The sequence below is a fragment of the Cellulosimicrobium sp. NPDC057862 genome (assembly GCF_042797035.1).
Taxonomy (GTDB): Bacteria; Actinomycetota; Actinomycetes; order Actinomycetales; family Cellulomonadaceae; genus Cellulosimicrobium.
Genome location: NZ_JBHVMH010000002.1, coordinates 1 through 20360 on the forward strand (window position 1 = coordinate 1; position 20360 = coordinate 20360).

Below are 20360 nucleotides of genomic sequence, written 5' to 3' on the forward strand. Positions count from 1 at the left end.
TGCGGTCGACCACGACCTCGGCGTCCAGGCCGTGGGTGTCCTCGATCCCGCCGGGGACCAGGCCGACCTGGTCGCCGTCGGGGTCGGTGTCGTTGACCAGGGCCGCGACCGAGACCGTGCGCCCCGGGCGCACCGTGATCTCGTCGTCCACCGCCACCGGCGGCTGGTTGGTTTCGCCCGGACGTGCGATCCCCACGCGCACGGTGCCGGTCGCCGTCGCGCCGCGGGCGTCGAGCACGGTGTACGTGAAGACGTCGAGCCCGCTCGCGTTCTTGGACGCGGTGTAGACGAGGGAGCCCGCCTCGACCTGTGCCGTGCCCTTCGAGGGAGGAGACGCCACGCCGGAGACCTGGACGGAGTCGCCGTCGGGGTCGATCCCGTCCAGCGGGACGTCCACGCGCACGCTCGAGCCCGACAGGACACGGGCGTCGATCTCGCGCGGTTGCGGGGGTGCGTTGTCCTCGCCGTCGCGGATGCGGATCGTGACCTGGGCGGAGTCCTCCTGCCCGTTGACGTCGCGCACCCGGTAGATCGCGTACGCGGTCCCGGCCTCGGGACCGGCCTTGAACCGCAGCGTGTCCTCCGAGACGAACGCCTCACCCAGCGCCGGGTCCACGTCCTGCTCGAGCTCGGGCTGCAAGAACAGCTCCAGCCCGTCGGGGTGGGTGTCGTTCTTCAGCACCGGGATCGTCACCACGTCCCCGGCGTGCACCGTGACCTCGTCCGCCGCCGCCTGCGGCGGCTGCAACCGCGTCGGCGCCGGCACGGGCACCACCCGCACCTCGCCGGTGGCCGACTCCGTGCCGTTCGACACGGTGTACGTGACGGTGACCGGACCGTCGAGCCGGCGCAGCTCGGTGATGCGCAGCATCTGGTGCGCGAGCACGGCGACGGAGACGCCCGCGTCGGCGGGCACGCGTACGGACTGCACGACGAGGACGCCGCCGGCGGGGTCGGTGTCGTTGGCCAGCACGTCGACCAGCGTCGACCCGCCCGCGGGCAGCAGGGCGGTGTCGGTCACCACGATCGGGGCACCCGCGGCCTCCGACGGCGGCAGCACGTCCACGCGCACCAGGCCCGTCGTCACGTTAGGCCCGTCCGTCACCTGGTACGTCAGGTCGTACGACCGCGGCTCCATCGACAGGAAGGTGAACGTGCCGGCATCGGGATTCGTGGTGATCTGGGCCGGCGCGGACTCCGAGACCGACACGAGGCGCAGCTCGTCGTCGTTGGGGTCGGAGTCGTTGCGCAGGGGCTCGACCGTCACCGGCTGACCCGCCGGGACCACCACGTGGTCGTTCACCGCGACCGGCGGCTGCGGCCCGGGAACCACGTCGACCAGGAGCTTGCCCTCGAACACCCCGCCCTGCCCGTCCGCGACGGTCACCGTGACGATCTTGCGGCCGGTGGACCCGCCGCCGTCGCGGAACTCCACGGTCCCGTCCGGGCGCGAGCGCACGTCGTCCCCGGCCACGGTCGCGGCCGCGGAGGCGAGGTACAGGTCGTCCCCGTCCGGGTCCTTGAAGTACGGCAGCACCTTGATCGTGGCCCGACCGCCCTGCCCGACCCGCAGCACCGGGTCACCCGTCTGCTCCTGCGCCGCGTTCTCCCCCCACGGCGACACCTTCAGCGTCACCCCGGCCTCGGCGACGCCCCCGCGCCCGTCCGAGACGGAGTACCGGAACGACTCCGTACCGGTCGCACCGTCCGGCACCACGGCCTGCACGGCCGCGCCGCCCATGATCTGTTGCACCGTGATCCCGTCCGGGCCGTCACCCGCGACGGACGCCGTCATGACGTCCCCGTCGGGGTCGACGTCGTTGCCCAGCACCGGCAGGATCGTCGTGCGCCCGGGGCGCACCCCGAACGAGTCGTCCTTGGGCTGCGGGGGCTTGTTCGGCTGGGTCCGGTCCGCGATGAACTGGTCCACCTGCTCCGGGTTCGTCAGCTCGGCGTCGGACTCCTCGCCCTCGGCCTCCTCCGGCATCTGGACGTCCCAGTCATCGACCTTCTGGTACTCGTCCGCCGCCATCCACAACGTCCCCGCCGCGAGGTCATTGAGCACGATCACGTGCCGGTTCACCCGGTACTCCAGACGCGCCTGCGGATCGATCCCCTCCAGGCGGGTGTCCAGGTCGCGGTCGGTGCCCTCGCAGTCACGGATCACCTGACCCGTCGAGGCCCACGCCCCGTACGTGCACGCGCCGAGCTGCACCGGCGCACCCGGACGTCCCTCGGCCGACCGGCGCAGGGCGTCGCCGCCCTTCAGCGGCTGCGTCACCAGACCCGTGGTCGTCGCCACGATGACGTTCTGCGAACCGGCCGACGGCTGCTGCAGGCGCGCCTCCGCGCCGTCCTCCAGGGCGACCGTCTTCCCGCCCGGCAGGACCAGGTGCGACGCGGACCGGTCGAGCACCACCGGCTCGTCACCCACCGCGGTCACCTCGACCTCCGCGCCCTTGCCCACCGGCAGGGCGGACGACGAGGCCTCGCCCTCCACGGTGCCCCTGGACGTGGTCGCCACCGTCCACAGCGTCCCCGTCGAGGGGATCGCTGCGAAGACCGTCCCGTCCTGCGCGACGACGACGTCACCCCCGCCGTCCACCTCGACCGTGGGCTCGAGCTCCTCCGCGTCGAACGACGCGACGCCGTCGAACGGGAGCACCCACAGCCGACCCTCCTCGCCGTCGAGGATCGCCGTCGTCGCTCCTCCGGAGGCCACCCGGGCGTCGGGCGGCAGGCGGAGCTGCCCGTCCAGCTTGAGGTGCGCGACGCTCACCGGCGACGCCGTCCCGGTGCCGGAGTCCTCGAGGAGCACCCGCCCTGCGTCCTGCTGCACGTCGAACGACGCGCTGCCCGCGTTCAACGTCCCGTCCATCGCCTGCGAGGCAGAGTTGAACCGACCCAGCAGCCCGGCCGACGTCTTCGTCACCCACACGCCCGAGTCGTTCAGGTCCACGTCCGCCGTGGCCTCGCCCTCGTACAGGAACGCCAGCCCCACCAACGCCGTCGAGAACACCGACACGGTCGTCACCGACGCGACGGTGCGGCGGTGCTCGTGCAGACGCGCCAGGAAACCCACAGGTCCTCCGAGGAGTTGGATCGGGAGACGATCGGTCCCCTTCTCCAGCCCCCTCGATCTCGCACTTTCCAGGCGGCCCCACCGATCGCGCACTCGAGGATAGCGGGCGACAGGGTGAAATCCGACACCCGTTCCATGGGGAGCACTCCCCACCCTCCCGCGCGCGACGTCGCCTCGCAGCGGCCACCGCGGCGGGGCGGCGCGACGTCGCGGCAGGTCAACCCGGTGACGGAGGCAACGATGCGGCCCGGCGGTGCCGACGTACCGGGCGGCCGGCCACCGGACGAAAGATCACCCCTGCGCGAGACCGTCAGGCGGCGCGGTCGGCGAGCGCCTCCGCGAAGGAGCGCAGCGCGTCGGTGACCGGGCCCGCGGGGAGCGCGTCGAGCTCCTCCACGGCGGAGCGGGCCCAGCGCACCGCCAGCGTCCGCGTCTCCCCGAGCACCTCGTGGCGGCGCAGCGCGGCCACGGCCGCGGCGAGCGCGGCGTCGTCCGTCAGGTCGGAGTCGAGGAGCTCGACGAGCCCGGCGTCTGCCTCGCTCGCGGTCCCGTTCGCGATGCGGGCACGGAGCAGCAGGACCGGCATGGTCGGCACCTTCTCGCGCAGGTCCGTGCCCGGTGTCTTGCCGGACTCGTCGCCCGAGGATGCGAGGTCGAGCACGTCGTCGGCGAGCTGGAACGCGACCCCGAGCTTCTCCCCGTACGCGGCGACCGTGTCGACGACGGCGGTCGGGCACCCCGCGAACATGGCGCCGAGCCGCGCGGACGTCGACAGGAGCGAGGCCGTCTTGTCGGCGAGCACCTCGAGATAGTGCTCGACGGGGTCGTCGCCCTCCCCCGGACCGATCGTCTCGTGGAGCTGTCCCAGGCACAGCCGCTCGAACGTCTTCGCCTGGATCAGGACGGCCTCCGGCCCGAGCGCCGCGACGGTCGACGCGGCACGCGCGAAGAGCAGGTCGCCGACCATGATGGCGACGGAGTTCCCCCACACGGCGTGCGCGGACGGAGCCCCGCGGCGCACCGGGGCGGAGTCCATGACGTCGTCGTGGTACAGCGACGCGAGGTGCGTGAGCTCGACGACGACCGCGGACTCCACGACCTCCGGGCGCGTCCCGTCCCCGAGCTCCGCGGCGAGCAGGGTGAGCAGCGGCCGCAGCCGCTTGCCCCCCGCGTTGACGAGATGGCGGGACGCGGTGTCGGCGAGCGGGTCGGCGTGCGCGACGGCGTCGCGCAGCCGAGCCTCGACGCCGGCGAGCCGCTCGGTGAGGGCGGCCGCGAGCTCGGGGTCCGAGATCGGGATCGCGGTGGTCGTCACGGGCGCGGTCCGCTCACGCGGGCCGCGGGGCCCGGCGGGCGCGGGCGGCACGGAAGGCACAGAGGTCACGGGACGAACTTAACCGCCTCGGCCGCCAGATCGAGAACCGGGGACGGGAACACACCGAGAACGAGCACGCCGAGCGCGCACACGGCGATCGCGATCGTCGTGGGGCCCGTCGACCGGACGACGGTCACGCCCGGCCCCTCGACCGCGGCGCGGTCGTCGTCCGCCCCGTCCGCGGGCCCCCCGGAGGGCGCGGTGAAGAACATCAGCACGATGATGCGGACGTAGAAGAACACCGCGACGGCCGACGCGAGGACGCCGACCACGGCGAGCACCCACGTCGAGCCCCCGCCCTGGCCGTCAGGCCCGGCGACGGCCGCGCCGAACGCGGTGAACTTCGCCACGAAGCCCGCCGTGAGCGGGATGCCCGCCATGGAGAGGAGGAAGAGGGAGAACACGCCGGCGAGCCACGGGCTCCGGCGTCCGAGCCCCGCCCACTGGGCGAGGTGCGTCGCCTCGCCGAGGACGGCGACCGGCTGCTCCGTCGCCCCGTCCGTCACGTTGTCGCCGGCGTCGCCCGTCGCGTCGGTCCCTGCCGCCCCTGCACCCACCGCCGCGGGCACGCGCTCGCGCACCGGGGCGGTCTCGCGCACCAGCGTGACGACGGCGAACGCGCCGACCGTCGCGAGTCCGTAGACGAGCAGGTAGAAGACGGTGGCACGCAGCGAGAGCTGCGAGAACCCGACGACGCCCACGAGGATGAAGCCCGCGTGCGCGATCGAGGAGTAGGCGAGCAGGCGCTTGACGTCGGTCTGCACGGCACCGACGACGGTCCCGACCACCATCGTGAGCAGCGTGACGATCCACAGCGCCACGAACAGGTCCTCGCGCGTGGCGAGGGACGACTGCGCGAGCCCGAGGCTCACGACGTACAGGACGCGCAGCAGAGCGCCGAACGCCGCCGCCTTGGTGCACGCGGCCATGAACCCGGTGACGGGCGTCGGGGCCCCCTGGTAGACGTCGGGCGTCCAGGCGTGGAACGGCGCCGCACCGATCTTGAACAGCAGGCCCGCGAGGATGAGCAGGACGCCGACGACGACGAGGCCGGGCATGGTCGCGAGCGGGCCCTCGGGCGTCGCGAGCGACTGGTACACCTCGACGAGGTCGACCGAGCCGGCGAACCCGTAGACGAGCGCGACGCCGAACACGAACAGCGCGGACGCGAACGCCCCGAGGAGGAAGTACTTGAACGACGCCTCCTGCGACAGGAGGCGACGCCGACGCGCCATCGCCGAGAGCACGTACAGCGGGAGCGAGAGCACCTCGAGCGCGACGAACATCACGAGGAGGTTGCCCGTGGCGGGGAAGATCATCATGCCGCCGACGGCGAAGAGCACGAGCGGGTAGACCTCGGTCTGCTCGAGGCCCTTGCGCCGCGTGAGGTCCTCGTACGGCGACCCGGGGACGGCCGCCGCGGACGGTGCGAACGCGTCCTGCCCGGTCGAGGTCTTGTCGGCGATGACGAGGATCGCCAGGAACGCGAGCAGGACGACGATCCCCTGGATCGCGAGCCCGAACGGGTCGATCACCATCGACCCGCCGAGCACCCGCACCCCGTACGGCGCACCGTCGGCGCCCTGCACGGTGGGGTCGCGCCACAGCACGACGACGAGCGCGAACGCCGCCGCGGTCGCGAGCAGCGCCAGGACGACCTGCGTCGTGCGCCGTACGCGCGCCGGGACGAACGCCTCGATCAGCACACCGACGACGCCGGCACCCAGCACGACGAGGATCGGGGCGAGGTAGAGCCAGTCGACCGTGGGGGCCACGAAGGAGTCGTTCACGACTCGCTCCCTTCGTCGGTGCTACGGGTGAGGGACGACCCCTGGCTCTCGAAGGCGACCAGCTCGGTCCCCTCGGCGAACGGGTCGGAGCGCGGCGGGTCCTCGACGCCGGCGACCGCGAGGTCGGACAGGGTGACCTCCGCGGGCTCGCGCACGAGGTCGAGCGCGGGGGCCGGGTAGAAGCCGAGGACGAGCAGGACCGTGATCAGCGGTGCGACGACCCACTTCTCGCGCGCGCCGAGGTCCGGGAGCTGGTCGAGCCCCTCGCGGGTGCCGCCCGTGAAGATCCGCTGGTAGGTCAGCAGCACGTAGAGCGCGGCGAGCACGACGCCGAGCACCGCGACGAGCGCGGCCCAGGGGCTGCGCGCGAACGTGCCGACGAGCACCATGATCTCGCTGACGAACGTCGACAGGCCGGGCAGCGACAGCGCGGAGAGGCCGGCCACGAGGAACGTCCCCGCGAGCACGGGGACGACCTTCTGGAGGCCGCCGTAGTCCGCGATGCGCTGCGAGCGCTCCGGGTGCCGGGCGATGAGGAAGCCCGCCAGGAGGAACAGCGCACCGGTCGAGATGCCGTGGTTGACCATGTACAGCGACGACCCGGACACGCTGAGCGACGTGAACGCGAAGATGCCGAGCACGATGAACCCGAAGTGGGACACCGACGTGTAGGCGATGAGGCGCATGAGGTCGCTCTGCCCGATCGCCATGAGCGCGCCGTAGAGGATCGAGACGACGGCCAGGACGATCACGACCGGGGCCGCCCACGCGCTCGCGTGCGGGAAGAGCGGGAGGCACAGCGTGAGCATCCCGAACGTGCCGACCTTGTCCAGCACGCCCACGAGGAGCGTGGAGGTGCCCGCGGGCGCGTGCTGCGCCGCGTCGGGCAGCCAGGTGTGGACGGGGAAGAGCGGCGCCTTGATCGCGAACGCGAGGAAGAACCCGAGGAAGAGCAGCCGCTCGGTCGTGACCGGCATCGGGTTCTCGGCGAAGTACCCCACGAGGTTCGACGTGAGGAACGCGTCCTCGGGGCGCGCGCCCGTGGCCGGGTCGATCGGCACCTGCACGTAGAGCGCGATGACGGCCGCGAGCATGATGAGGCCACCCGCGAGCGAGAACATCAGGAACTTCACCGCGGCGTACCGCCGCCGCGCCCCGACGCCGAACCCGCCGATCATGAAGTAGACCGGGATGAGCATCGCCTCGAACAGCACGTAGAAGAGGAACACGTCGCGCGCGACGAACACCGCGACCATGAACGCCTCGAGCAGCAGCACGAGCGCGAGGTAGTGCCGCAGGCGGCGCACGTCGCCGTCCTGCTCCTTCCACGCGGCGAGCACGACGAGCGGGACCAGCAGGACGGACAGCGCGACGAGCGCGAGCGCGACGCCGTCGGCGCCCACCGCATAGCTCGCGCCGATCTGCGGGATCCAGGGGTACGTCTCGGCGAGCTGGTGCGTGCCGGCGGCGGACGTGTCGAACGCGGTGAAGGCGCCGACGAGCAGACCCAGCTCGACGAGCGCGGCGCCGAGGGCGATACCGCGCACGGTGCGCAGCGCTCCCGCGCCGACGCCGCGCGTGCGGGCCGCTGCCGTGAGCCACACCGCTGCGGCCCCCACCAGGGGCCAGGCGACGAGCAGGGACAGCCAGGGGACGGAGGTAGTCATGTGTGTCTCCCTCTCAGCTCGCGGAGCCGGTGGTCAGGGCGAGGACGACGGCGACGATCACCACGAGGCCGCCGAGCATCGTCGCGCCGTACGAGCGCACGTAGCCGTTCTGCCACCCGCGCAGCCACTCCCCGATCCGGCCGATCAGGCCGGCGAGGCCCATCCAGCCGCCGTCGACCATCTCCTTGTCGGCGTAGACGAGCGAGCGCGTGAGGTACTGGCCGGGCCGCATGAACACGGCCTCGTTGACGTCGTCCTGGTACAGGTCGCGCCGGGCGGCACGCGTGAGCACGGTGCCTCGCGGCGCACGGACCGGGACGCTCGACATCGCGTACTGGCGCCACGCGAGCGCCGCGCCGGCGAGGACGAGCAGGAGCGTCAAGGTGATGAGCGACCACACCGGGAGGACCGGCTCGTGGTGCTCCGCGTGCCCGGTGACCGGCTCGAGCCACGTCACGAACCGCGAGCCCGCGGCGAGGATGCCGCCCAGCGCGACCGACCCGACCGCGAGGACGATCATCGGCCACGTCATGAGGCGCGGGGACTCGTGCGGGTGCTGGACCGGGCCGTCCTGCGGGCCGAGCCCGTCGGCGGAGCCGCTGCCGTCGTTCCAGCGGCGGCGCCCGGAGAACGTCATGAAGAACAGGCGCGACATGTAGAACGCCGTGATCCCGGCGCCGAGCAGCGCGACGCCGCCGAACACCCACGCCCGCCACGGCTCGCCGTCGACGGGGACGAACGCGGCCTCGATGATCTTGTCCTTGCTCCAGAAGCCGGAGAACGGCGGGATGCCGAGGATCGCGAGCCAGCCCATCATGAACGTGATCCAGGTGACCTTCATGTACCGCGCGAGCCCGCCGAACCGGCGCATGTCGACCTGGTCGTCCATGCCGTGCATGACCGACCCCGCGCCGAGGAACATCCCGGCCTTGAAGAAGCCGTGCGTCACCAGGTGGAAGATCGCGAACGCGTACCCGATCGGCCCGAGCCCGGCGGCCAGGATCATGTACCCGATCTGGGACATGGTCGACGCCGCGAGCGCCTTCTTGATGTCGTCCTTGGCGCAGCCGACGATCGCCCCGAACAGGAGCGTCACCGCGCCGACGATCACGACGACGAGCTGCGCGGTGGGCGCGCCCTCGAAGATCGGGGCCGACCGCACGACGAGGTAGACCCCCGCCGTGACCATGGTGGCCGCGTGGATGAGGGCGGAGACCGGCGTCGGGCCGGCCATCGCGTCCCCGAGCCAGGCCTGGAGCGGGAACTGCGCCGACTTGCCGCACGCGGCGAGCAGGAGCGCGATGCTCGTGGCGGTGAGCAGCGCGGTCGACGCCTCGGGCGCCTGCGCGAACACCGTCGTGAAGTCGACCGCGCCGAACGTCGCGAACATGAGCATGAGCGCGACGATCAGGCCGATGTCGCCCACGCGGTTCATGACGAACGCCTTCTTGGCCGCGACCGCGTACGCGCGGTTGTGGTTCCAGAACCCGATGAGCAGGTACGACGCCAGGCCCACGCCCTCCCAGCCGACGAACAGCAGGAGGAACGAGTCGGCGAGGACGAGCACGAGCATCGCCGCGATGAACAGGTTCAGGTAGGCGAAGAACCGGCGCCGGTCGCGGTCGTGCGCCATGTAGGCGACCGCGTAGACGTGGATGAGCGTGCCGACGAACGTCACGAGGAGCACGAACGTCAGGGACAGCGGGTCGATCCGCAGCCCGACGGCGAGGTCGAGACCGCCGGACACGATCCAGTCGAAGAGCCGGTAGTCCACGACCCGCTCGTCGACGGGCAGGCCGAGCATCGCGAGGAAGAGGACCAAACCCACGACGAACGCCGCGGCAGACATGAGGACGCCGAACCACGCGCCCCAGCGGTCGCTGCGGCGTCCGGCGAGGAGGAGGACGGCCGCCCCGAGGAGCGGGAGCAGCACCAGGAACGGTGCCGCGAGGAACGCGCCCGGCACGGTCTCGGACGCGGGCACGACGTCGGTCGCGGCCAGCAGTCCGCTCGCCGTGGGCAGGGCGGGAAGGAGCGTCGTCATCGGTGCCGGCCCCTCAGCTCTTGAGCAGGTTGACGTCGTCGACCGAGGCGGACCGACGGGTGCGGAAGATGGACACGATGATCGCGAGGCCGACGACGACCTCCGCCGCCGCGACGACCATGACGAAGAACGCGAGCACCTGCCCGGTCACGTCGCCGTGCATCCGGGCGAAGGTCACGAACGCGAGGTTGGTCGCGTTGAGCATGAGCTCGATGCCCATGAACACGATGATCGCGTTGCGTCGCAGCAGCACGGTCGCGGCGCCGATCGAGAACAGGATCGCCGCGAGCACGAGGTAGTTGGTGAGCTCCATCAGTCCTCTCCTCGCTCGGTCCCGCGAGCGTCACCGGGGACCTGGGACCTGCCCGGGTCGTCGGGTCCGGCGACCTCTCCCGCGGGCGCCTCGCCCTCGGGCTGGTCGGCGGTCGCGGTCTGCACCGTGCGCTCGTTCGCGTCCTGGGCCCGCAGCGCGGGCAGCGCCCGCAGCGGCTCGTGCTCGACGAGCACCTCGCGCTCGGCCTCGAGGATCGTCCCCGCGGACCGCTCCTGGCCGCGGATGCGCAGGATGCGCGAGACCGATTCCTCGATGGGCCGGCCCTGCGGGTCGAGCGCCGGGGTGTCCATGGCGTTGTTCTGCGCGTACACGCCGGGTGCGGCGAGCGGCGTGAGCCGGCCGCCCGCGGGCAGCGCCGCGACCTTCGCGTCGGCCTGCTCGCGCTGACCCACCTTCGGGGTGAGCCTGCGCCGGTGCGTGAGCACGAGCGCCGAGACCGCGGCGGTGATGAGCAGGATGCCCACGACCTCCATCGCGAACACGTAGTCCGCGAAGAGCACGCGCGCGAGCGCGACCGGGTTGGTCGCGGCGTTGGCGAGCTCGAGGCCCACCGACGGCGGGAACGTCGCCTGCGCGACCACGCCCACCAGCACGACGCCGAGCCCGAGCCCGAGGAGCACGCCGACCCAGCGCTGACCGCGGATCGTCTCCACGAGCGAGTCCGACGCGTCGACCCCGACGAGCATGAGCACGAAGAGGAAGAGCATCATCACGGCGCCCGTGTAGACGACCACCTGGACGACGCCGAGGAACGACGCCTCCTGCGCGATGTAGAGGATCGCGAGGTCGACCATGACGAACATGACCGCGATGGCGGCGTGCACCGCCTTGCGCGCGAAGAGCAGCGAGAGCGCCGCGAGGACCATGAGGGGGGCGAGGACCCAGAAGAGGACCGCCTCGCCGCCGCTCGCGGTCACCGGGCGGCCTTCCGGGCCGTGCGCCCCGGACGACCCGACGCCGGCGTGACCCGCCGGACCTCCGGGGGCGGCCCCGTCGGCTCGGGCGGGAGGGTCTCGTCGTCGGGGCGGTGCTCGCGCACCCAGTCCACCTGCTCGGCCACCGGGCCCGTCACCTCTCCGCGGTAGTACTCGGTGTCCGAGGTCCCGGGCACCATCGGGTGCGGCGCGGCGAGCATCCGCTCCTGGAGCGGCGCGAGCAGGTCCTGCTTCTCCCAGATCATGCCCTCGCGCGTCGGGCCGGCGAGCTCGTACTCGTTGGTCATCGTCAGGGCGCGCGTCGGGCAGGCCTCGATGCACAGGCCGCAGAAGATGCAGCGCAGGTAGTTGATCTGGTAGACGCGCCCGTACCGCTCGCCCGGCGACATGTGGCCGCCGTCGGGGAGATCCGCGTTGTCCGCGCCCTCGACGTAGATCGCGTCCGCGGGGCACGCCCACGCGCACAGCTCGCACCCGATGCACTTCTCGAGCCCGTCGGGGTACCGGTTGAGCTGGTGCCGCCCGTGGTAGCGCGGCTTCGTCGGCACCTTCTGGCGCGGGTACTGCTCGGTGACCGTCGGGCGGAACATCGAGGAGAACGTGACGCCGAACCCCGCGACGGGCGCGAGCGCCTCGCGCAGCCCCTTCGCCTGGGGGCGCCGGACCTCGTACTCGCCCGGCCGGGTCGGCTTCTGGTCGTCAGCCACGGTCGACCTCCTTGTCGTGGGGCTTGCGGACGCCCGTGCTCGTCGGCCCGGACGACCCGGGCGAGCCCGCGTCGTCGGGCACGAGGGCGCGACGGCGCGGCGAGGGCGGGAGCGACTGCCCGGGCAGCGGCGGGACGGGGAACCCGCCCGCGAACGCGTCGAACGGCTCGGGCGCGGTACCCGCGGCGCGGGGCGTCGCGCCGGGTGGCGCCTTCTTCTCGGGCCAGAACCACACGACGACCACCACCACGAGGGCGAGCGCGACGGCGATGCCGACGAAGACGCGGAGGTCGACGTCGAGGAACTGGCGCACGGCCTGCGCGACGGCGAGGAGCACGAGCCACGCGAGCGCGAACGGGATGAGGACCTTCCAGCCGAACCGCATGAACTGGTCGTAGCGCAGGCGCAGCAGCGTGCCGCGGACCCACACGAAGAAGAACATGACGGCCCAGACCTTGACGAGGAACCAGAGGATGGGCCACCAGCCCTCGTTGAACATCCCGTCGTTGATCGTCGACAGCGGCCACGGGGCGCGCCACCCACCGAGGAACAGCGTCGTCGCGACCGCGGAGACGTTGAGCATGTTGATGTACTCCGCGAGGAAGAACCACGCGAACTTCATCGACGAGTACTCGGTCATGTACCCGGACACGAGCTCGCCCTCGGCCTCCGGGAGGTCGAACGGGAGGCGGTTCGTCTCGCCGACCATCGAGATGACGTAGATGACGAACGCGGGCAGGAGCGGGATGAACCACCAGAGCTGCGTCTGCGAGTCGACGATGCGCGAGGTCGACATCGACCCCGCCATGAGGAAGACGGAGACGAGCGAGAGGCCCATCGCGAGCTCGTAGCTGATGACCTGCGCGGTCGAGCGGACCGAGCCGAGCAGCGGGTACGTCGACCCCGACGACCAGCCGCCGAGCACGATCCCGTACACGCCGAGCGACGCGCACGCGAGGATGTAGAGCGTCGCGACGGGGAAGTCGGTGAGCTGGGCGGGCGTCACGTAGTCCGTGAAAGGGATCTGCACCTCGGGGCCGAACGGGATGACCGCGAACACGAGCAGCGCGCAGAACACGGAGATCATCGGCGCGAGCAGGTAGACGAACTTGTCCGCCGCCTTGACCGTGATGTCCTCCTTGAGCAGGAGCTTCATCGCGTCCGCGAGCGACTGGAGCAGGCCGAACGGGCCGTGCCAGTTGGGGCCGGGCCGCACCTGCATGCGCGCCACGACCTTGCGCTCGAACCAGATCGCGAACAGCACGCTCGTCAGGAGGAACACGAGGATGAGGACGGCCTTGACGAGGTACGTCCAGCCGTTGTCCTGCGAGAAGTTCGCCGTGATCCCGGGCACGCCGGGCGTCTCGGCCGCGAGTGCGTGGACGAGCCTCATGCGCCCTCCCCTCCGTCGGTGCTCACGGTCTCGAGGCGGACCACGTCGCCCGGCACCGCGCCGAGCGTCGCGTGCACCGACGAGCCCGGCGAGCGCAGCGGCACCCACACGACGTGGTCGACCATCTCGGTCACGACGACCGGGAGCGTGATCGCCCCCCGGTCCGTGGAGACCCGCACGACGTCGCCGTCGAACACGTCGGCCGCGGCGGCCGTCGTCGCGGACAGCCGCGCCACGGGGCGCTTCGCCGTCCCGGCGAGGTAGCGCTCGCCGTCCTGGCCGCGCGCGTCGTCGAGCAGGAGCCGCCAGCTCGCGAGGACCGCGGTCCCCGGCGCGACGGCAGGCGGTTCCGTGGTCTCGGCGTCCGGCGCGGCGGCACGCCCGCCGTCCCACGCGCCGTCGCCCACGAGCTGGTCGAGCTCGGCACGCACCGCGTCCACGGTGCCGAGGCCGAGGCTGACGCCCGCCGCGTCGGCGAGCGCGTCGAGCACGCGGTGGTCCGTCATCGCCGTCGAGGCGAGCGCCGCCGGGAACGGACGCGCACGGCCTTCCCAGCTCACGTACGTGCCCTCGCGCTCCACGGGCGGGGCGACGGGGAGCACGACGTCGGCCAGCTCGGTCACCGCCGAGCGCCGCACCTCGAGCGAGACGACGACGTCCGCCGCCTCGAGCGCGCGGCGCGCGTGCGCCGGGTCGGGCAGGTCGTCGAGCTCGAGCCCGCCCACGAGCGCGCCCGCGAGCTGGCCGACCGACAGGGCGTCGAGCATCTCCCCCACGTCGCGGCCCGCCGTCGCGGGGAGCCCGGTCGGCTGGTCGTCCGTGGCGGCCACGCCCCAGACCGTCGCGACGTCGACGCGAGCCGCGGCGTCGGAGACGGGGCGGCCACCCGGCAGGAGGTTCGGCAGGGTGCCTGCCTCGACGCCGCCGCGCTCGCCGGCGCGGCGGGGGACCCACGCGAGGCGTGCGCCCGTCGCGGCGACCGCGCGCAGCAGCGCGCTGTACCCGCCCCGCGTCGCCGCGAGCCGCTCGCCGACGAGGATCACGGCGCCCGGCGCCCGGAGCGCGTCGCTGACCTCGGCGAGGAGGTCGGTGCCCTCGGCCTCGTCGAGCGTACGGACCTGGTCGCCCGCGGCGATGCCGTCGAGCCACTCCGCCTCGGTGCCCGGCGCGGCCGGGAGGAGCGTGCCGTGCATGCGCTGCACGCCGCGCGACGCGAACGGCGCGACGGAGAACACCCGGACGCCGTGCCGCAGCGCCCCCTTGCGCAGGCGCAGGAACGTCACGCCCGCCTCCTCCTCGGCCTCGAGGCCGACGAGCAGGACGGCAGGCGCCTTCTCGAGGTCGGTGAACGTCACCCCGCCGGCGTGGCCGACGGCCCGGCCCGCGACGGCGTGCGCGAGGAAGCCCGCCTCCTCGGCGCTGTGGGCGCGCGCGCGGTGGTCGACGTCGTTGGTGCGCAGCCACGTGCGCGCGAGCTTCGCGTACGCGTACGCGTCCTCGACCGTGAGGCGCCCGCCCGGCAGGACGGCGACGCCCCCCGCGTCGCGCGCCCGCGTCAGGGCGTCCGCCGCGACCTCGAGCGCCTCGGCCCACGAGGCGGGGCGGAGCTCGCCACGGGTCACCGTCCCGTCCGGGGCGACCTCGCGGTCGCGCACGAGCGGGTGCGTCAGGCGGTCCGGCGCGGACTGCCACGAGAACGCGAAGCGGTCGCGGTCGGTGATCCACTCCTCGTTGACCAGCGGGTCCTCGCCCGCGAGGCGGCGGAGCACCACGCCGCGACGGTGGTCGACGCGGATCGCCGAGCCCGACGAGTCGTGCTCGGAGACCCCAGGGGTCGAGACCAGGTCGAACGGGCGCGAGCGGAACCGGTACGCCGCGCCCGTGAGCGCGCCCACCGGGCAGATCTGCACCGTGTTGCCCGAGAAGTACGACGCGAACGGCAGCCCCGACTCGTCCTCGAGCGCGAGCCCGACCGGGCGGTCGCCCGGCGCCTGGCCCGACGGCGGCGCGAAGTCCAGCACCGCCTCGTCGAAGCGGCCGATCTGCTGCGCGGCGCCGCGCTTCTGCAGGTCGATGAACGCGTCGCCCGCGATCTCCTGCGAGAAGCGCGTGCAGCGCTGGCACAGGACGCAGCGCTCGCGGTCGAGCAGGATCGTCGTCGAGACCGCGATCGGCTTGGGGAACGTGCGCTTGACGTCCACGAACCGGCTCGTCGCGCGGCCGTTGCTCATCGCCTGGTTCTGCAGCGGGCACTCGCCGCCCTTGTCGCACACCGGGCAGTCGAGCGGGTGGTTGATGAGCAGGAGCTCCATGATCCCGTGCTGCGCCTTGTCGGCGACCGGGCTGGTGCGCTGCGTCTTGACCACCATGCCGGGCGTCGCCTCGAGCGTGCACGACGCCTGGGGCTTCGGCATAGGCCGCACGTTGCCCTCGCGGTCGGGCGTCGCCACCTCGACGAGGCACTGGCGGCACGCACCCGCAGGCTCCAGCAGCGGGTGGTCGCAGAACCGCGGGATCTGGATCCCGATCTGCTCGGCCGCGCGGATCACGAGCGTGCCCTTCGGCACGGACATCTCGACGTCGTCGATCGTGAACGTCACGTGGTCCGCGGGGACCGGGGGCTTGGCCGCGCCGCCCGCGGGTGCGGCCGCTGAGCCGGTGCCCGGGGCGGGGGTCGTGGTCGTCATCAGTGCACTCCTGCCGTCAGGACGCGGGCCGGGCGGGGCGTGTAGTCGAAGAGCGCCGAGGCCGCCGGGTCGAACGGGCACCCGTGCCCGGTGATGTGCGCCTCGTACTCGTCGCGGAACAGCTCGATGCTGCTCGTCACCGGCGAGGTCGCGCCGTCGCCGAGCGCGCAGAACGCGCGGCCCAGGATGTTGTCGCACGTGTCGAGGAGCAGGTCGAGGTCGGACTCCGTGCCCTGGCCCGCCTCGATGCGCGCCAGGACCTGCTTCATCCAGTACGTGCCCTCGCGGCACGGCGTGCACTTGCCGCACGACTCGTGCGCGTAGAAGTCCGTCCACCGGCTCACGGCCCGCACGACGCACGTCGTCTCGTCGAAGAGCTGGAGCGCGCGCGTGCCGAGCATCGAGCCCGCCGCCGCGACCGACTCGTAGTCGAGGGGCGTGTCGAGGTGGGCGTCCGTGAACAGCGGCGTCGACGAGCCGCCCGGCGTCCAGAACTTCAGCGCCTTGCCGCCGCGCATCCCGCCCGCGAGGTCGAGGAGCTCGCGCAGCGTCGTGCCGAGCGGTGCCTCGTACTGCCCAGGCCGCGTCACGTGACCGGACAGCGAGAACAGGCCGAACCCGGCCGAGCGCTCCGTCCCCATCGACGTGAACCAGTCCGCGCCGCGCGCGACGATCGACGGCACGCTCGCGATGGACTCCACGTTGTTGACGACCGTCGGGCGCGCGTACAGGCCCGCGACCGCGGGGAACGGCGGCTTGAGCCGCGGCTGCCCGCGGCGCCCCTCGAGCGAGTCGAGCAGCGCCGTCTCCTCGCCGCAGATGTACGCGCCCGCACCGGCGTGGACGGTGACGTCGAGGTCGAAGCCCGAACCCTGGACGTCCTTGCCGAGGTAGCCGGCCTCGTAGGCCTCCTCGACCGCGCGCAGCAGGCGGCGGTACACGTGCAGCACCTCGCCGCGCACGTAGATGAACGCGTGGTCGCAGCCGATCGCGTACGACGTGATCGCGACGCCCTCGACGAGCGCCTGCGGGCTCGCGAGCATGAGCGGGATGTCCTTGCACGTGCCTGGCTCGGACTCGTCGGCGTTGACGACGAGGTACCGCGGCCCGCCGTCGGGCGCGGGCAGGAAGCCCCACTTCATGCCCGTCGGGAAGCCTGCGCCGCCACGGCCGCGCAGTCCCGACGCCTTGACCGTCGCGACGACGTCCGCCGGGTCCTGGGCGAGCGCCGCGCGCAGGCCCTCGTAGCCGCCGCGGTCCACGTACGACGCCAGCGACCAGGACCGGTCCGCGTCCCACGTGTCCGACAGGACGGGGGTCAGCGGGTCCGGGGTCGGTCGGGCCACGGTGCCCTGCTGCTCGCTCATGCGTCCGCTCCCTTCGACGGGTCGGGCTTGGTGCCAGGAGACTCGGCCTTGCCGCCGGGGTCGACGTCGGCGTCGGTCGTGGGCTTCCGCTCGGCGCTCGACTGCTCGCCGCCGGTGACGGGCTTCTCCGGTGCGCCCGCGCCCGCCTCGGCGTCCGGCCCGCCCGCCGACTCCGTGGGGGCGGTCCAGCCCTGCTCGCGGGCGAGGCGCAGGCCGGCGAGGGTGGGCTCGCCCGCGCCGACGCCCTCGTCGGCGCGACCGTCGGGGAAGCCCGCGAGGACGCGGCTCATCTGCTTGAAGGAGCACACGCTCGCCGCGCCGCGCGTCGGGGCGACGGCCTCGCCCGCGCGGAGGCGGTCGACGACGTCGGTCGCCGATCCGGGCGTCTGGTTGTCGAAGAACTCCCAGTTGACCATCATGACCGGCGCGTAGTCACAGGCCGCGTTGCACTCGACGCGCTCGAGCGTGATCGCGCCGTCCTCCGTCGTCTCGTCGTGACCCACGCCGAGGTGGTCGGAGAGCTCGTCGAAGATCGCGTCGCCGCCCATGATCGCGCACAGCGTGTTGGTGCAGACGCCCACGGTGTAGGTGCCGTTGGGGTGGCGCTTGTACTGGGTGTAGAACGTCGCGACGGCCGAGACCTCGGCCGCGGTGAGGCCGAGCTGCTCCGCGCAGAACAGGATGCCGTCGCGCGAGACGTAGCCGTCCTCCGACTGGACGAGGTGGAGCATCGGCAGCAGCGCCGAGCGGGACTCGGGGTAGCGGGCGACGATCTGCGCGGCGTCGGCGGCGAGTCGCGCCGTCGTCTCCGCGTCGTACCCGGGGCGCGACCCGCCGGCGGGCGAGCCGTTCGTCGCAGGTCCGGCGTCGATGGTCATCGGTCCACCCCTCCCAGCACGGGGTCCAGGGAGGCGACGGCGACCACGACGTCGGCCACCTGGCCGCCCTCGCACATCGCCGCCACGGCCTGGAGGTTGTTGAACGACGGGTCGCGGAAGTGCGCCCGGTAGGGGCGCGTACCGCCGTCGGAGACGACGTGCACCCCGAGCTCGCCGCGCGGGTGCTCCACGGTCTGCCACGCCTGCCCGACCGGGACGCGGAAGCCCTCGGTGACGAGCTTGAAGTGGTGGATCAGGGCCTCCATGGAGGTGCCCATGATCTCCTTGATGTGCTCGAGCGAGTTGCCCTGGCCGTCGCTGCCGATCGCGAGCTGCGCCGGCCACGCGATCTTGCGGTCGCCCACCATGACGGGCTGCCCGGCAGTCTTCTCGAGGCGCTCGAGGCACTGCTCGACGATGTGCAGCGACTGGTAGCACTCCTCGAGCCGCAGCACGACGCGGTCGTAGCAGTCGGCGCCGGTCGCGGTCGGGACGTCGAAGTCGTAGGTCTCGTAGCCGCAGTACGGGTCCGTCTTGCGCACGTCGTACGGGTGGCCCGTCGAGCGCAGCACCGGCCCGGTGATCCCGAGCGCCATGCAGCCCGCGAGGTTGAGGTGCCCGACGCCGACGAGGCGGCCCTTGAAGATCGGGTTGGCGAGCATGAGGTCGCCGAGCTGGCCGAGGTACCGCCGGATGAGCGGGTCGGCCTTGCGGACCTGGTCCACGAGGTCCGGCGGGACGTCCTGCGCGACGCCACCGGGACGGACGTACGCGTTGTTCATGCGCAAGCCGGTCACGGCCTCGAAGATCCGCAGGATCTCCTCGCGCGCGGTGAACGCGATGGTCATGACGGTGGTCGCGCCCATCTCGTTGCCGCCGGTGCCCAGGCACACGAGGTGGGACGCGATCCGGTTGAGCTCCATCATGAGCACCCGGATGACGCTCGCCCGCTCGGGCACGTCGTCCGTGATGCCGAGCAGCTTCTCGACCGCGAGGCAGTACGCCGTCTCCTGGAACAGCGGCGCGAGGTAGTCCATGCGGGTGCAGAACGTGACGCCCTGCGTCCACGTCCGGTACTCCATGTTCTTCTCGATGCCGGTGTGCAGGTAGCCGATGCCGCAGCGCGCCTCGGTGACCGTCTCGCCGTCGATCTCGAGCATGAGGCGGAGCACGCCGTGCGTGGACGGGTGCTGCGGGCCCATGTTGACGACGATGCGCTCCTCGCCGAGCGCGGCCGCGGCGACGGCGCTCTCCGCGATGTCGGCCCAGTCGCCGCCCGACGCCTCGAAGCTCGGGACGCCCTGGTCGAAGTCACCCACGGGCGGCTTCGTGGCGTGCGGGGCGGCGCCGGGGGCGCCGGTGGTGTGCGTGCTCACGAGTACGACCTCCTCGTGTCGGGCGGGGGCACGGTCGCGCCCTTGTACTCGACGGGGATCCCGCCGAGCGGGTAGTCCTTGCGCTGCGGGTGGCCCGGCCAGTCGTCGGGCATCTCGATGCGCGCGAGCGACGGGTGGCCGTCGAAGACGATGCCGAAGAAGTCCCACGTCTCGCGCTCGTGCCAGTCGTTCGTCGGGTAGACGGACGTCGTGGTCGGGACGTGCGGGTCGGCGTCGGGCACCGACACCTCGAGGCGCAGGCGGCGCCCGTGCGTGATCGACGTGAGGTGGTACACGGCGTGCAGCTCGCGGCCGACGTCGTGCGGGAAGTGCACGCCGCTCACGCCGAGGCTCAGCTCGAACCGCAGGTCCTGGTCGTCGCGCAGCGCGCGGCACACCTCGACGAGGTGGTCGCGGTGCACGTGGATCGTCAGCTCGGCGTGCGCGCCGGGCGGGTCCACGACGACGCGCTCCACCGCCGCCTCGAACCGCGTGCCCTGCTCGGCCAGAACCTCCGCCAGGACGTCGACGACCTCGTCGAACCAGCCGCCGTACGGCCGCGGGCTGGCGCCGGGCATCGCGACGGGCTGGACGAGCCCGCCGTACCCCGACGTGTCGCCCGAGCCATGGACGCCGAACATGCCCTCGCGCACCTCGACGACCTCGAGCGTGCGCGGCGCGCCCGCCCCGGTCACCAGGTCGCCCGAACGGGGTCCGGAGACCTC

14 protein-coding genes are annotated in these 20360 nt (G+C 72.7%); all 14 read right to left on the reverse strand.

Annotated elements, in window-relative coordinates; translation table 11 throughout:
* A partial coding sequence (locus ACFVN3_RS02795; protein ID WP_378230347.1) for an Ig-like domain-containing protein occupies window positions 1-3034 on the reverse strand: 3034 nt, incomplete at its 3' end.
* A gap of 358 nt (window positions 3035-3392) precedes the next feature.
* Window positions 3393-4397, reverse strand: coding sequence for a polyprenyl synthetase family protein (locus ACFVN3_RS02800; RefSeq protein ID WP_378231352.1), 1005 nt, complete (start codon window positions 4395-4397; stop codon window positions 3393-3395).
* Window positions 4398-4462: 65 nt separating this feature from the next.
* Window positions 4463-6247, reverse strand: coding sequence for an NADH-quinone oxidoreductase subunit NuoN (nuoN, locus tag ACFVN3_RS02805; protein WP_378230349.1), 1785 nt, complete (start codon window positions 6245-6247; stop codon window positions 4463-4465).
* Window positions 6244-7914, reverse strand: coding sequence for an NADH-quinone oxidoreductase subunit M (locus ACFVN3_RS02810; RefSeq protein ID WP_378230351.1), 1671 nt, complete (start codon window positions 7912-7914; stop codon window positions 6244-6246). Before ACFVN3_RS02810 ends, nuoN begins: the two co-directional genes overlap by 4 nt.
* Window positions 7915-7927: 13 nt before the next feature.
* Entirely contained in the window at window positions 7928-9958 is a 2031-nt protein-coding gene (gene nuoL / locus ACFVN3_RS02815; RefSeq protein WP_378230353.1) for an NADH-quinone oxidoreductase subunit L, read from the reverse strand.
* A 13-nt stretch (window positions 9959-9971) separates the two neighbouring features.
* Complete coding sequence (gene nuoK, locus ACFVN3_RS02820) at window positions 9972-10271, reverse strand: NADH-quinone oxidoreductase subunit NuoK (protein WP_047234414.1); 300 nt, start codon at window positions 10269-10271, stop codon at window positions 9972-9974.
* Window positions 10271-11209, reverse strand: a complete 939-nt coding sequence (locus tag ACFVN3_RS02825; RefSeq protein WP_378230355.1) for an NADH-quinone oxidoreductase subunit J — start codon at window positions 11207-11209, stop codon at window positions 10271-10273. Before ACFVN3_RS02825 ends, nuoK begins: the two co-directional genes overlap by 1 nt.
* Entirely contained in the window at window positions 11206-11934 is a 729-nt protein-coding gene (nuoI, locus tag ACFVN3_RS02830; RefSeq protein WP_378230357.1) for an NADH-quinone oxidoreductase subunit NuoI, read from the reverse strand. The genes ACFVN3_RS02825 and nuoI overlap by 4 nt, the downstream gene beginning before the upstream one ends.
* Window positions 11927-13327, reverse strand: coding sequence for an NADH-quinone oxidoreductase subunit NuoH (gene nuoH, locus ACFVN3_RS02835; protein WP_378230359.1), 1401 nt, complete (start codon window positions 13325-13327; stop codon window positions 11927-11929). The genes nuoI and nuoH overlap by 8 nt, the downstream gene beginning before the upstream one ends.
* On the reverse strand, window positions 13324-16014 hold the full coding sequence (locus ACFVN3_RS02840) for an NADH-quinone oxidoreductase subunit G (RefSeq protein WP_378230361.1): 2691 nt from the start codon (window positions 16012-16014) through the stop codon (window positions 13324-13326). The genes nuoH and ACFVN3_RS02840 overlap by 4 nt, the downstream gene beginning before the upstream one ends.
* Window positions 16014-17381: an NADH-quinone oxidoreductase subunit NuoF gene (nuoF, locus tag ACFVN3_RS02845; RefSeq protein ID WP_378230363.1), complete on the reverse strand. Its 1368-nt coding sequence runs from the start codon at window positions 17379-17381 to the stop codon at window positions 16014-16016. Before nuoF ends, ACFVN3_RS02840 begins: the two co-directional genes overlap by 1 nt.
* The gene (gene nuoE / locus ACFVN3_RS02850) at window positions 17378-18259 is read right to left on the reverse strand and encodes an NADH-quinone oxidoreductase subunit NuoE (protein ID WP_378230365.1); all 882 of its coding nucleotides are present in this window, start codon (window positions 18257-18259) and stop codon (window positions 17378-17380) included. Before nuoE ends, nuoF begins: the two co-directional genes overlap by 4 nt.
* The gene (locus tag ACFVN3_RS02855) at window positions 18256-19578 is read right to left on the reverse strand and encodes an NADH-quinone oxidoreductase subunit D (RefSeq protein WP_378231355.1); all 1323 of its coding nucleotides are present in this window, start codon (window positions 19576-19578) and stop codon (window positions 18256-18258) included. The genes nuoE and ACFVN3_RS02855 overlap by 4 nt, the downstream gene beginning before the upstream one ends.
* 53 nt (window positions 19579-19631) lie before the next feature.
* Entirely contained in the window at window positions 19632-20333 is a 702-nt protein-coding gene (locus ACFVN3_RS02860; RefSeq protein WP_378231358.1) for an NADH-quinone oxidoreductase subunit C, read from the reverse strand.
* Between the last annotated feature and the right edge of the window lie 27 nt (window positions 20334-20360).

Coding starts and splice junctions, on each gene's coding strand:
- ACFVN3_RS02810 (WP_378230351.1), bottom strand. CDS start 7,914: ATGACTACCTCCGTCCCCTGGCTGTCCCTGCTCGTCGCCTGGCCCCTG.
- nuoL (WP_378230353.1), bottom strand. CDS start 9,958: ATGACGACGCTCCTTCCCGCCCTGCCCACGGCGAGCGGACTGCTGGCC.
- nuoK (WP_047234414.1), bottom strand. CDS start 10,271: ATGGAGCTCACCAACTACCTCGTGCTCGCGGCGATCCTGTTCTCGATC.
- nuoH (WP_378230359.1), bottom strand. CDS start 13,327: ATGAGGCTCGTCCACGCACTCGCGGCCGAGACGCCCGGCGTGCCCGGG.
- ACFVN3_RS02840 (WP_378230361.1), bottom strand. CDS start 16,014: ATGACGACCACGACCCCCGCCCCGGGCACCGGCTCAGCGGCCGCACCC.
- nuoF (WP_378230363.1), bottom strand. CDS start 17,381: ATGAGCGAGCAGCAGGGCACCGTGGCCCGACCGACCCCGGACCCGCTG.
- nuoE (WP_378230365.1), bottom strand. CDS start 18,259: ATGACCATCGACGCCGGACCTGCGACGAACGGCTCGCCCGCCGGCGGG.